Below are 12,435 nucleotides of genomic sequence, written 5' to 3' on the forward strand. Positions count from 1 at the left end.
ATATTCTGCAACTCGCTCTTTATTATTATCGCATTTTTTTATGAAACCATTACCATAGAGCTATCTTTAATACACAGAGATAGAGAATGGACCTGTTTCAACAATTAATCTCAGAACTTAATCTACCTAAGATCTCTTATGTTAAAAATGAATTGCTTTTACAGCAATCTACACCAATTAATTCGCTTCTATTTTGCCAAGATGCCGATTTAACCATTTTCCATATAAATGAACATGGTAAAGAATTTATTCTTGGAGTAGATACGAATTATTCAGGTCCTTTAGGTGAGATGGAGTTCTTCCAGCAAAAACCGTATTCAACTTTGAATGTTAAAGCTAACAAAGCTGGCTATCTCTATAAAATTCCTAAACTTAAACTTCTTGAATTATTAAGAGAAAAACCAGAACTAACAATTCTTCTGCTCGAATTCATTTCAACAAGATATAACAAAAATATCACCAAGCTGATGAATAACATCACATTATCAGCAAGGATTAATGTCATCGAGCAGGTCCTCGAATTAAAACAGCACTCAAGTAGTCCTCTATTTAAAATTCCTGTGACTTTAAAAGCCAAGCAGCTAGGTATAACTGACCGATGTTACCGCCAAATTTTACAAGTTTTGGAAAAAGAAAATAAGCTAATCAAACAAGGGCATGAGTTTGAGTTACTGGATGAAAAAGCACTAAAAGACGAAGTGCTTTATACCGAAGTAGACAGATAAAAATGATCACAACTATTTTTTATATGGTGACACGAGCGTATTTCCTGTCACGGCATGATGAGATACCATCACCAAATCTTGATATAAGGTACGAATATTCTCTTCATTCAACACATCATTTGGCTTTCCTTCAGCCATAATTTCACCGTGGTTAATCAAAATCAAACGATCACAGAATTCAGCAGCGGTATTCAAATTATGAATAGCAACCAATGCTGATTTTCCTTTTTGGCACTCTTGATATAAGACATTCATCAATTGAGATTCATGGCCAATATCTAAGCTAGCTGTCGGCTCATCAAGCAACATTAAAGGGGTATCTTGAACTAAGGTTCGAGCAAAGTGTACAAGTTGCTTTTCGCCTCCAGATAAGTCGGTAACATTACGCTTATGTAAATGTGCTATTCCTACTTTTTCTAATGCGGCACGGCTTTTTACGTCTATCTCTGTCGATGACATGGTGATTTTTTGCTGTTTTGCATGAAAGCCAAAAGCAATGGTTTCCATCACGTTAAAAGGGAAAGCCGCTTCGCTGTATTGAGGCAAGTAACTCATACATAACGCACGCTCAATATGAGAGAGTGAAGCAAGGGACTTACCTTGGATTTCAATACTTCCTTGAACATAGGATTGAAACCCACTAATGCATTTCATTAATGTACTTTTACCTGCACCATTTGGTCCAATAATGCCAACCAGTTCACCAGAATTGATGGTAAATGAAATCGACTTTAATAATACTTTAACCCCAACGTGATAGTTTAATTGGGAAACACTTAATAATGGCTTCATGCTAACCGTCCCTTTCTTTGAAATCGAATGATCAAACCAATAAAGTAACAACCACCAATAAATGAAGTAATAATACCTGCTTTCAATTCATTAGGCGCAATGATCCAACGCCCTAATAAGTCACAAACCAATAGAAATATCACACCAAATACGGCTGAAAACGGCAATAACTTTTCATGACTTGGTCCAACTAATAGGCGAACTAAATGAGGAACCATCAAGCCGATGAAACCAATAGGTCCAGCAATGGCAATAGACATCGCAGTTAATAACGTAGCAAACATCAATAATTTAAATCGAGTCTGTTTTACATTTAGACCCATACCATGAGCGCTTTCCTCCCCTAACGCGAGTAAATTGAGAGAACGGCTTTCCTTGAGTAACAAGATAGACACAATAATAATCACAGGCGTTGGCCATAATAAATGCTGCCACATACGACCATCTAGCCCACCCATTGCCCAAAAAACAAATTGACTGACTTCATACTGTTGCGCCATTAATAGCAGCCCCATACGGGCACCACCTAATAAACTGGATAACGCCAATCCAGTTAATATTAAAAATAAAATTTGTGAAGAAGAATGACGAGATGCAAGAACATAAATAAATGCAGAAGCAGCAAGTGCACCAACCGTTGTAAAAACAGGTAACCACATCGGGTTCATAAAAGAAAAACCCGTCACAATAGCGATAACAGCACCAAAACTGCTTCCCGAACTCACCCCCAATACATCAGGGCTCGCTAATGGGTTTTTAAATAATCCTTGAGTACATGCTCCTGCTAAAGCCAGTGCACCTCCAGCCAGAATTGCGGCGCACGCCCTTGGCAAACGAATGTGCATCACTATAGCAGAGGCAAGCGGATACTCTTTTGCCGCTAATTCACTCCCACCAACCAAATAACTCTTAAACATAGCTAAAATATCAATGATTGGGATATGAACTGCACCAAGACTTAAATAAGCCAAGAATAATCCTAAAAATACGCAAATAGCAGCAACCGCTTGGAATGAGGTTAAACGATAAAAAGACATTAGCGTTTCTTATAAGCAGAATGATTAACAAACAAAATCGCATCAATAATATATTGACTGTAAACGCTTCTTAAAACGTGGGGCATTTGATAAACGCGTCCATTTTTAATTGCTTTTACCGATTGTAATGAAGGATCAGATAGCACGTCTTGCTTAAATTTATCTGCGCCTTTTTCATCTCCATAGACCCACGCAGGAATAAATAAAATATCTGGATTTAAAGCTATCACCATTTCTTTAGATACAGGAACTTGTCCGTATTTATCACTTACCAATCCTTCAATGGCATTATTCAAATTTGCCTGTTTTAAGACTTCATCCCAAGTAGAATCTTGACCACTCGATGTGCCCCATGGATTATAATCAAGAGCTGTCAACTTATAACTTGGAATGATAAGCTCACGCTGTAACCGTTTTTCCATCTTGTTTATAACAAGCTCAGCAGCAGGTCGTTGATTAACAATATCCCCCAGCCGCAAAATTTCGGCTTCAATCTCTTTTAACGTATTAGGCGTTTGAATTCGATAAACTGGAATTCCAGCACTTTCAATGATCGCCAGTTTGGACGCATCACTCCAATTAGCTGCAAAAACAAGATCTGGACGATTCGCGATGATCATTTCAACATTAAGTGCCAGCAAAGGAACCGATTTAGGTAAGATGTCTTTAATCGCTGAGTAGTTAGGATTATTAGCTAAATCCGTTAAACTCGATAATGCCTCTTCATTGACTAACTCCAGCAATATAGCATCAGTAAACAAAGTTTTAGACGAGATTTTTGTAGGAGCTTTCTCTAAAATAACGGTATTCCCTAACCCATCAACAACATGTAATGGATAGGTAGTTTCGGCCATCGCTGACCAAGAAAGCAAAAGAGAAAAAACAATAATAAATGGGTTTAACGCAAGCCAACGCATGGCAACTCCTGTAAATCGCGTACATAATATGAACCAACTTCGTATCTGACTCAAACTCTCGCAAGTTCTCACAGTGGCGCGCCCGTTACGGATTCTCACCGTATTCCGAAGTAATCCTCATTGTACGTTGCTACGTTGATATATTCTATCTATAACCCTGAAAACATAGGATTAATTAGAGATACCCCATACAACGTGATAAAATCATTCACCTATTTAAACCACGAAGTAATTATTTATGGCACTTAAAGCATCTGGAAATATTGGTGAACTATCCTATCCATTCATTTTTGAAGACAGCCCATTATGTGACTTTGAAATCTTAACGGATGAATTGTGTGCCTATACTGGCTTAGCGTTATCACAAGTAACTAACCAAGAAGTTCGTGAATCGCTAGGGCGCCTACAACCAAAAATATTTCACCTTAATGGTTCTATTCGCGGGAAGTGCGGGATATTTGAACAAGACGTTCAATACCTCGTATCTGAAATGTTTTACTTTAAAGAGCAAGTTCATGATAAAGGTAAGCGTTTTGTGCTTCCTCGTGGTACCGGCCCAGTCATTCAATTGCATCAATGTCGAAGTTTAAGTAAGAAAGTCGTTCGTGCTTTAGTTCAAATAGATAAATTAACCAATAAAAACATTCCAGAAACCCTTCCTCGTTTTGCGAACGCGCTTGCTAATTATTATTTCGTCTTAACTCGAGTTCTTAATCAAGATGCTGGGATTGAAGAACCAGAATACATCAGCATAAATTATCCAAAACCCGAATAAATGATGCGCTAATGTAAACCAAAAGTTAAGTAAATAAAGAAAGGGAATATTAATAATAAGAACCATAATATTCTCTTTCATTATCAAAGCAAATAATACGATATAGGTCAATGCAACTTGGTTTATGACCTCTAATTATATTGATAGCAAACCTTATATATTATAAAGTCCCTCCCTCAATTATTGCAGTCATACAACGGATGGCTTTTTGTTAAAATTAGGTTAAGTGATTAGAGTGATTACATTTAGTAAGTCCAATAAATTATTTTTTTGGCCACGCTTTATCGTTTTATTTACAATATTAAATATCTTATTGTTTTCTGTATTTTATTTTTATAAATACTCTCAAAACCAGATAGAAATAAGTAAAATAAAATCAGAACAAAGTGCTCTAATTTCAGCACAAAAAAAATACATTGCCATGACTCTAAACAGCATTGGGCAAGATTTACTGCTGCTTTCTGATTTTATTGAAATTAACAAAGCGTATCAAAAACACGAACCTAAGCTAATCAAACAAGCTGAAATGAATACGCTTGCTCTAAGTTTAAGAAAAGGTCTTTATGACCAATTAAGATACCTTGATCTTGAAGGTAATGAGCTCATTCGTATTAACTATAATAATGGTATTCCAAGTGTTGTTACTGGTAATGAATTACAAAATAAATTTAATCGTTATTATTTTCAAGACAGCTTATCTTTAAATGATGGGGATATTTATATCTCTATTTTAGATTTAAATATTGAACATGGTGAGATTGAAGAACCTTATAAGCCGATGATTCGTCTAGCAACGCCTGTATATGATGATCAGGGGAATAAAAGAGGCATTGTTATACTCAATTACCTAGCTGCTCATTTATTAGATGGTTTAAAACTATTTTCTTTAGACAAAAGAAACCATCATATGTTAATAAACAGTAATAATTACTTTTTATTTTACGATAAAAGACCTGATCTCGAATTTGCTTTCATGTTTAGTGATGACAAAAGTAAAACATACCCGGAAATTTATCCAATAACTTATTCTTGTATTGATAAAAAACCAAAAGGTCAATATGAAATTGGTTCAGGTATCTTAACATTTGATTCTGTTTTCGCTTATCCTAAAAATTTAGATTCAGCGAAATCAGTTAAAATTGTGAAAAAAGACTCATGCTGGCGATTAATCACTTTCGTTCCTAACTACCCTAAATGGTCAATTGAACGAATCTCAAGCGGTGAAGTGATTCTAATTGGATGCTTTATTCTACTTTCTTTGATTGTATCGTTGGTAATTACTCAATTACAGCTGAAGAAAAAAATTGATCATAACGAAATAAAAAAACTGGCTCACCATGATAGCCTGACAGGCCTAATCAACCGTGGATACTTTAAAAAACTGTTTCATTGGAAAATGCAAAAAGCACGGAAAAATGAAACTAAGTTAGCTCTGATCTACATTGATTTAGATGGATTTAAAGATCTCAATGACAATTTTGGCCATAGTGCTGGTGATTTAGCATTAAAAGCAGTAGCGAGAAATCTATATAGTACTTTCTTTGAAAATAGCTATGTAGCGCGATTAGGTGGTGATGAATTTGCGGTTCTCGTTCATACGATCATTGATGAAGATGCAATATTTGCTCTTATAGAAGAATTTTTAGAAAGCAGTAATACCCCACTGATGCTTGAAGATATTCCATATCAACTAAGCACAAGTATTGGTATCGCTTTCTTCCCTGAACATGGTCGTTCTATTAATGACTTAATGCACAATGCCGATGCCGCAATGTATGACATTAAACGTTCAGGAAAGAATGGATTTAAAGTATTTGAAAATCTTTAACTCAGGCTTTTATTACTAAGCTTTACTACGCCCAAGCCACTTTCGTTTGGGCGTAGTGATTTAAACGCCAGCATAAAGCAAAAATAATCATATATAGAAAACTCGCTCCAAGCATTACCGTACTCCACCCTCCATGCTGCCAACAATACATCAAATAAAAACCACCTAAACTACCACTTACATAATAATGCACCAAATACAAAGCCGTCGCCGTAGATTTAGCGGTTTCTGCCTGCTGACTCACCCAACCATAAGCTAATGAATGAGTAAAAAACGCTCCAAAACTTAATACATTTAAACCGATCACTATTATAACTAGTGAATCGCTTGTCGTAATAAACATTCCAATTAAGCTAATTAATGTCCCTACGAACATGCCAAATACAGAACTAAAACGTTGACTCCATAACCCCACTAATCTAGAGCTTACCGTTCCGGATAAATAACAAAGGAAAATCATAGAAGTGACGCTTAAAGGTAAAGAGTAAGGCTCAGCAATTAGTCGAAAGCCAGTAACCGAATAAAGGTTTACAAATAAAGCAAAATTCACCCCACCAATGATCATAGCAAGAAAGAGGCGCCGGTTTCTTAAGTGTTGCACTATCACTCGATAATAAGAAGATAATTCATTTTTATCTTCATGGATTTTATTCTCTTTTGGCAATACAAATGCAACAAGCATCGCACCAATAAAACTGACACTAGCCATGAATATCACGGCAGTTTGCCAATCAAAATGATCCGTAATAATCCCTCCAAACAACCGCCCTGAAATACCACCTAATGAGTTTGCACTAATATAAGCACCAATTGCATAACTGAACGCTTTTGCTGTAAATGCTTCAGCCATATAAGCAACCGCTACAGCAGTAAACCCAGCTAAAGCCATCCCCATGATGGCCCGACTCACGATTAATACGGTTAAGTTATCTGTAAATAGCGACAATAAGCCTATTGCTGGTAATAAAAATAAACTTAAAAGCATCACTTTACGACGACCAATAAAATCAGAAACAATAGCCCAAGGCAAAAGCATAAAGGCCAACGTGAATGTTCCGGCAGCTAGCAACCAATTGATTTTCGTGGCGGATACAGAAAAGTGCTCAGCGAGAACAGGCAGCATTGGCTGAAACAAATATAAATTACAAAAAACAATAAAAGACCCAAATGCAAGAGCTGCACTTACCTGATAATACGCCTTACTTTTAAATTCAATCATCTTAGTGATCGCCATTAGAAAACTGTACTAAAACTGTAGCAACTCCATTTGAATAGTGAAAATATATTATAATTATCATTTCAATAGCATTTGGTTATCGCATGGATACTCGACTTCTTACTTATTTTGTCTCTATTGCTGAGCATAAAAACATGACGCACGCCGCTCGTGCTCTACACATAGCTCAGCCCGCCTTAAGTGTTGCAATAAAAAAACTAGAGAACCAATTAGAACTAGAGCTATTTCGTAGAGATGAGAGAAAAATGATACTGACTCATGAAGGCGAAGTCTTACTAACTCATGCAAAGCAAATCCTACAACAATTGGACGACGCCACTCTGGCGATGAAAGAATTACGAGGTTTAGAGAAAGGGGAAGTTAGATTAGGTGTTCCAAGTATTATGGGGACCTATTACTTCCCAGATGTTTTGATGGCATTTAAAAGCCGTTATCCAAAATTAAAGCTCACCATTGTTGATGCAGGTGCTCAATCAATACAAAAAATGCTACTTGATGGCGACATTGATCTTGGGATTACACAAATAAAAAACCTACCGAATGAACTGGATTCTGATCACTTGCTTCGCTCCCAAATGGTTGCAGTTGTAAGTAATGAACATGAATTTGCGGATAAAAAATCACTCACTTTTTCAGAGTTTTTCTCTCAAGAATTAGTGATGTTCAAACAAGGATACTTTCATCGAGAAAAACTGGATGCAATCTGTAAACAAGAAGGACTAACTGCAAACTTTTCTTTTGAAACCAATCTATTAGCGGTGATAATGAAAATTGTAAAACGTGACTTTGCCATTAGTGCATTATTAGAATTAGCCACTGAAAATGAGCCTGATATTGTTTCTATTCCATTTAGTGAACCTATCTATTTAGATATATCCATTGCATGGAGAAAGAATGGTTATTTGTCTAAAGCTGATAGAACTTTTCTCGAATTTGTAAAACAAAACCATTAGAAGCTACATCAAGAAGCACGAAAAGTTCCCTAAAATCACACCTCATAAATGCAAAGTATGACTACCAAATTTGGTACTGACATTACTAAAAATTAGTGGAATATTAAATCTTACTTACTTTCTAGCTCAGTAACGAAAGTAATAAAAGATGAACATTAAAATAACAGCGCTAAACACTGTTTGCTAATAAATGAGGTGTCACAATGAAAAAATATATTCCTGTTCTATTTGCTCTAAGTGCTGTATCTGGTGTTAGTTATGCAGGTACAACAACACAAAGTGATTCTGTTGATTACTTACAAATGCGTAATGGCATTGCCTATCAAGTAAACCAAGAGACACCTTATACAGGGAAATTTGTTCAAAAATACGATAATGGACAAATCTCAACAAAAGCTCAATTCAAAGATGGCGTTGAAATTGGTACAGAAAGTAATTGGTATCCAAATGGTCAAATGGCTTCGAAACTTAATTATAAAGACGGCAAGCTTGATGGTTTAATGCAAACTTGGTACGTGAATGGTCAGAAAAAAACAGAATTCACTTATAAAAATAATCAGTTAGATGGCCAAGCAACACGTTGGTATGACAATGGCGAAAAAAACCTAACCGTTAATTATGATGATGGCCAAAAAGATGGCCTATACACCAGCTACTACGCTAATGGTAAAAAAGCCACTCAAGCAAATTACGACGATGGAAAGATCAAAGATGGCTCAGTTACCCACTGGAACAACCATGGTGATAAAGTCGAACAATTAACCTTCAAAAACCAAAAGGTCGTGTCAGAACAAACATGGATGCCAGAGAGTTAATCTGATTAAATTTGTTTAATTACCCATAATAAAAAGCCCTTATACCTATGATATAAGGGCTTTTTCAAAATGCATATTTAAAAATAACAATTAAAAATGATCAAAATAAATGTGCTGTGCTTGCCACTCTACTTTTTCAACATTATCAGACAAAAGATGTTTGGCTACAGTAAAAGCAAACTCAAAGCTCACTCCAAGACCTTTACCACTAATGAAACGTCCATCAACAACCACTTTCTTATCTTGGAAACAACCATCGCTAAATTTCTTTTCCAGTCCACCACCAGTTGTATAATTTCGTCCATTAAGAAGATGATTAGCGGCTAACACCTTAGCTCCAGATGAACACAACGCACATATGTATTTATCTTTCTCTATATGATGTTTTAGAAAATCGATAACCATCAAATTTGCAGATAAATTATCCGTTCCTTTAGGGCCTCCAGGCATCATGACCGCATCATAGAGAACATCTTTTTTGTCTTTTAGCGTATAATCTGCAGATATTCGTGTTTCAAAATAGGTTTCTAACGCTGTCGTTTCCATGCAAGATAACACATCAACCTTAATATCTAAGCGACGCATTATATCGATAAAAACCACCGCTTCTCCTTCTTCAAAACCATCCGCAAGCAAAACCGCAACATGCTTTGTCATTTGATTATTTTCCATCTTCATTACCCATCACTAATGAACAAGTTTCACGTACATTTTTAGCAATAATGTCCCAATCATGGTTTCGAATCGCTTCAGTAGGAGCAATCCATGTACCTCCACAAGCAATCACTTGGGGAATGGCTAAGTAACTAAGTAGATTATTTGGATTCACTCCCCCCGTAGGCATGAGTTGAATATTTCCATAAGGCCCCGTTAATGACTTCAACATATTCAAACCGCCTGAAGCTTCTGCTGGGAAGAACTTTAATGCAGATAATCCCATCTCTAATGCTTGTTCTACCAAGCTCGGATTATTAACCCCCGGAATGATTTTGATATCGTTATCTAAACAATATTGAACGGTATTTGGATTAAAGCCTGGACTAACCACAAAATCAGCACCGGCTTCTGTTGCCAGCTGCGCTTGTTCTTTGGTTAATACGGTTCCTGCACATAACACAATATCTGGATACGCTTGACGAATACGGCGAATTGACTCTTCTGCAGCTTCAGTTCTAAAGGTAATTTCAGCCGCAGGTAATCCATTTTCAACTAGCACTTTAGCTAACGGCACTGCATCTTCTGCGTTCTCAATTTGAATCACAGGCATAACACGAAGTGTTCTTAACGTTTCTATCCATAAATTATTTTTCATTAATCTGTCCCATATCTGTAATTAGTGTTTGTAAGTAGTCCATAGGAATAATGGCTCCTTTATGCTGAATAACTTGAGAAGCTAGGCGGTTACCCCAAGCACAACTTTCCGCCATGGATGCACCTTGGCTGTATGCCGCAATATAAGCCGCATTAAACGAATCTCCAGCTGCGGTTGTATCAACAAGTTTGTCGACCGATTCCCCGTTAACATAGCCAACGTCTCCCTTAAAAGTTGACCACATCGCACCTTTAGCGCCGAGCTTCACGACTACATGCCCCACCCCTAGTGCATGCAGTCGATCTGCTACTTCTTTTTCTGGCATATTCGGCTTATCAAGGAGTAACTCTTCATCCTCTCCTGTCACTAAAGCGATATCACTTAATCGGTATAAATTATCTAACCAAAACTTTGCATCGAGATTGTTTTTCCACAATCTTGGACGATAATTTGAATCCGTAATAATCGTTGCACCATGTTTTTTTAATGTCGCTAATACGTCGAATAAAATTTCACGGTCATGGGTCGGTAAAATAGCCAATGAAATACCGGATAAATAGATAATTTCTGCATCCATAATTTTGGCGATATTAGGTACAAATAAAAGATGCTGGCACATATACTTTGCAGCTGAATTGTCTCGCCAGTAATGAAAACTACGTTCACCTTCATCATCAATATTTATGCTATATAAACCGGGAAGACGATTCTGATCTCGCAATACAAGTGAACAATTAATGTTTTCTTTTTCCCACGCTTTTAGCATCAATGAACTGTACTGATCTTGACCTAATGCGGTTAGATAATAAGGAGAAACATGCGGAAGTAAGCGAGAGAGATAAATAGCAGTATTAAGCGTATCACCACCAAAAGATTGTGTTTGTGTAGAGAACGCATTCCCACTGAGTTCAATCATGCATTCGCCAATAATGGCAATTTTTGTCTTTTTCATACACTAACCTAAAAAAAGCCGCATTGATTCAATTAGAGGGTTTGATTAAATCAATGCGGCAAAACCATATAAGGCTAAAATGGAACAAAACTCGTATTACAGCTTCCCTTCACTGCCACACACTCGAATTTTATCTTGAACGACTTTTTTCATCGCTTCTTTACCCGGGATAATGTAATGACGAGGATCATTCGCCCCCGGGTTTTCGATAAAGTAAGATTTCACCGCATCTGAAAAAGCAATTTTTAGCTCTGTCGCCACATTTACTTTGGTAATACCTAATTCAATACAACGACGTACATCTTCATCAGGCACGTCTGATGCACCATGTAATACTAAAGGTACGTCAGTTTTACCGCGAATAATGCCTAGTCGGTCAAAATCTAAACATGGTTTTTCTTTATACAATCCATGTGCAGTACCGATAGCAATTGCGAGGGAATCAATGCCCGTCGCTTTAATAAACTCAACCGCTGCATCTGGGTCTGTATACATGGCATCTTTTTCATCAACAATTAAATCGTCTTCTTGACCGCCTAAACGACCTAATTCGGCTTCGACTGAACAGTCCCAACGGTGACAAAATTGAACCACTTTACGAACGAGATCTATGTTCTTATCAAAGCTTAAATGAGAACCATCAATCATTGCTGATTTAATTCCTGCTTCTACTTTTTTCTGAATATCAGAGTACGATTCATGGTGATCTAAATGCAGTGCAATAGGCATGTGGTAACGTTTTGCGGCTTCTTTACAAATACCGATTAGGTAATCAGTTCCGGCATAAGAAAATGTTCCGGGAGTACCAGCAAGAATGACTGGTGTTTGCATTTCTGCTGCAGTTTCAACAACGACCTGAGCCGTTTCTAAATTATGGATGTTAAATGCAGGAACGGCATAACCACCCAACTGCGCTTTGTGGAGCATTTCACGGGATGATACAAGAAACATAATAACCTCAAGTCAAATTCTTCGTTTACTTTCGCTATTATAATATTCGAAAGAAAACATAAATAAGATGAGCAAGATCACAGAACAAAAAATCAACGAAAGCAAATGAAAGTATTTTAATAAGATTAACGGCCATAATAT

At 36.7% G+C, this 12,435-nt stretch carries 13 protein-coding genes and 1 riboswitch; of the genes, 5 read left to right on the forward strand and 8 right to left on the reverse strand.

The annotated features are described in order from the left end of the window. The first annotated feature begins 86 nt into the window (after positions 1-86). Complete coding sequence (locus GNP81_RS14795) at positions 87-725, forward strand: Crp/Fnr family transcriptional regulator (protein WP_155673902.1); 639 nt, start codon at positions 87-89, stop codon at positions 723-725. A 12-nt stretch (positions 726-737) separates the two neighbouring features. On the opposite strand, the gene GNP81_RS14800 is transcribed toward GNP81_RS14795, so the two are convergent. From GNP81_RS14800 to GNP81_RS14810, 3 genes are read right to left on the reverse strand one after another with little or no spacing between them, the layout of a single operon-like run. Further along, positions 738-1,517 carry an ABC transporter ATP-binding protein gene (locus GNP81_RS14800; protein ID WP_155673903.1) on the reverse strand — a complete coding sequence of 260 codons (780 nt, stop codon included), beginning with the start codon at positions 1,515-1,517 and terminating at the stop codon, positions 738-740. After that, a complete protein-coding gene (locus GNP81_RS14805) occupies positions 1,514-2,554 on the reverse strand; it encodes a FecCD family ABC transporter permease (protein WP_155672598.1) in 1,041 nt (346 codons plus the stop codon). The genes GNP81_RS14800 and GNP81_RS14805 overlap by 4 nt, the downstream gene beginning before the upstream one ends. Then, positions 2,554-3,471, reverse strand: coding sequence for an ABC transporter substrate-binding protein (locus GNP81_RS14810; protein WP_155673904.1), 918 nt, complete (start codon positions 3,469-3,471; stop codon positions 2,554-2,556). Before GNP81_RS14810 ends, GNP81_RS14805 begins: the two co-directional genes overlap by 1 nt. A gap of 19 nt (positions 3,472-3,490) precedes the next feature. Continuing rightward, a riboswitch (cobalamin riboswitch) is annotated at positions 3,491-3,625 on the reverse strand. A gap of 84 nt (positions 3,626-3,709) precedes the next feature. On the opposite strand from GNP81_RS14810, the gene GNP81_RS14815 reads away from it, so the two are divergent. Beyond that, entirely contained in the window at positions 3,710-4,246 is a 537-nt protein-coding gene (locus GNP81_RS14815; RefSeq protein ID WP_155673905.1) for a cobalamin adenosyltransferase, read from the forward strand. Positions 4,247-4,667: 421 nt separating this feature from the next. Further along, the gene (locus tag GNP81_RS14820) at positions 4,668-6,074 is read left to right on the forward strand and encodes a sensor domain-containing diguanylate cyclase (protein WP_236798242.1); all 1,407 of its coding nucleotides are present in this window, start codon (positions 4,668-4,670) and stop codon (positions 6,072-6,074) included. 25 nt (positions 6,075-6,099) lie between these two features. Here GNP81_RS14820 and GNP81_RS14825 read toward each other — a convergent pair whose 3' ends face one another. Continuing rightward, complete coding sequence (locus GNP81_RS14825; protein ID WP_196587367.1) at positions 6,100-7,293, reverse strand: MFS transporter; 1,194 nt, start codon at positions 7,291-7,293, stop codon at positions 6,100-6,102. A 101-nt stretch (positions 7,294-7,394) separates the two neighbouring features. On the opposite strand from GNP81_RS14825, the gene GNP81_RS14830 reads away from it, so the two are divergent. Further along, entirely contained in the window at positions 7,395-8,264 is an 870-nt protein-coding gene (locus GNP81_RS14830) for a LysR family transcriptional regulator (protein WP_155673907.1), read from the forward strand. 203 nt (positions 8,265-8,467) lie between these two features. Next, on the forward strand, positions 8,468-9,079 hold the full coding sequence (locus GNP81_RS14835; protein ID WP_012534832.1) for a toxin-antitoxin system YwqK family antitoxin: 612 nt from the start codon (positions 8,468-8,470) through the stop codon (positions 9,077-9,079). A gap of 90 nt (positions 9,080-9,169) precedes the next feature. Here GNP81_RS14835 and GNP81_RS14840 read toward each other — a convergent pair whose 3' ends face one another. The 4 genes from GNP81_RS14840 to GNP81_RS14855 all read right to left on the reverse strand — a co-directional run bounded on the left by GNP81_RS14840 (position 9,170) and on the right by GNP81_RS14855 (position 12,294). After that, positions 9,170-9,751, reverse strand: coding sequence for a DJ-1/PfpI family protein (locus GNP81_RS14840; protein WP_155673908.1), 582 nt, complete (start codon positions 9,749-9,751; stop codon positions 9,170-9,172). Beyond that, positions 9,741-10,391 (reverse strand): bifunctional 4-hydroxy-2-oxoglutarate aldolase/2-dehydro-3-deoxy-phosphogluconate aldolase, encoded by a 651-nt coding sequence (locus GNP81_RS14845; protein WP_155673909.1) that lies wholly within the window; start codon positions 10,389-10,391, stop codon positions 9,741-9,743. Before GNP81_RS14845 ends, GNP81_RS14840 begins: the two co-directional genes overlap by 11 nt. After that, the gene (locus GNP81_RS14850; RefSeq protein WP_155673910.1) at positions 10,381-11,343 is read right to left on the reverse strand and encodes a sugar kinase; all 963 of its coding nucleotides are present in this window, start codon (positions 11,341-11,343) and stop codon (positions 10,381-10,383) included. The genes GNP81_RS14845 and GNP81_RS14850 overlap by 11 nt, the downstream gene beginning before the upstream one ends. 96 nt (positions 11,344-11,439) lie before the next feature. Next, positions 11,440-12,294 carry a tagatose bisphosphate family class II aldolase gene (locus GNP81_RS14855; protein ID WP_005423588.1) on the reverse strand — a complete coding sequence of 285 codons (855 nt, stop codon included), beginning with the start codon at positions 12,292-12,294 and terminating at the stop codon, positions 11,440-11,442. Positions 12,295-12,435 lie beyond the last annotated feature (141 nt).

This window comes from Aliivibrio fischeri, from assembly GCF_009727955.1.
In the GTDB taxonomy this organism is placed as follows: domain Bacteria; phylum Pseudomonadota; class Gammaproteobacteria; order Enterobacterales; family Vibrionaceae; genus Aliivibrio; species Aliivibrio fischeri_A.

What these genes read in the sequence shown, in the direction of transcription:
- GNP81_RS14795 (WP_155673902.1), top strand. Translation starts at nt 87, where the DNA reads ATGGACCTGTTTCAACAATTAATCTCAGAACTTAATCTACCTAAGATC.
- GNP81_RS14800 (WP_155673903.1), bottom strand. Translation starts at nt 1,517, where the DNA reads ATGAAGCCATTATTAAGTGTTTCCCAATTAAACTATCACGTTGGGGTT.
- GNP81_RS14805 (WP_155672598.1), bottom strand. Translation starts at nt 2,554, where the DNA reads ATGTCTTTTTATCGTTTAACCTCATTCCAAGCGGTTGCTGCTATTTGC.
- GNP81_RS14810 (WP_155673904.1), bottom strand. Translation starts at nt 3,471, where the DNA reads ATGCGTTGGCTTGCGTTAAACCCATTTATTATTGTTTTTTCTCTTTTG.
- GNP81_RS14815 (WP_155673905.1), top strand. Translation starts at nt 3,710, where the DNA reads ATGGCACTTAAAGCATCTGGAAATATTGGTGAACTATCCTATCCATTC.
- GNP81_RS14820 (WP_236798242.1), top strand. Translation starts at nt 4,668, where the DNA reads ATGACTCTAAACAGCATTGGGCAAGATTTACTGCTGCTTTCTGATTTT.
- GNP81_RS14825 (WP_196587367.1), bottom strand. Translation starts at nt 7,293, where the DNA reads ATGATTGAATTTAAAAGTAAGGCGTATTATCAGGTAAGTGCAGCTCTT.
- GNP81_RS14830 (WP_155673907.1), top strand. Translation starts at nt 7,395, where the DNA reads ATGGATACTCGACTTCTTACTTATTTTGTCTCTATTGCTGAGCATAAA.
- GNP81_RS14835 (WP_012534832.1), top strand. Translation starts at nt 8,468, where the DNA reads ATGAAAAAATATATTCCTGTTCTATTTGCTCTAAGTGCTGTATCTGGT.
- GNP81_RS14840 (WP_155673908.1), bottom strand. Translation starts at nt 9,751, where the DNA reads ATGGAAAATAATCAAATGACAAAGCATGTTGCGGTTTTGCTTGCGGAT.
- GNP81_RS14845 (WP_155673909.1), bottom strand. Translation starts at nt 10,391, where the DNA reads ATGAAAAATAATTTATGGATAGAAACGTTAAGAACACTTCGTGTTATG.
- GNP81_RS14850 (WP_155673910.1), bottom strand. Translation starts at nt 11,343, where the DNA reads ATGAAAAAGACAAAAATTGCCATTATTGGCGAATGCATGATTGAACTC.
- GNP81_RS14855 (WP_005423588.1), bottom strand. Translation starts at nt 12,294, where the DNA reads ATGTTTCTTGTATCATCCCGTGAAATGCTCCACAAAGCGCAGTTGGGT.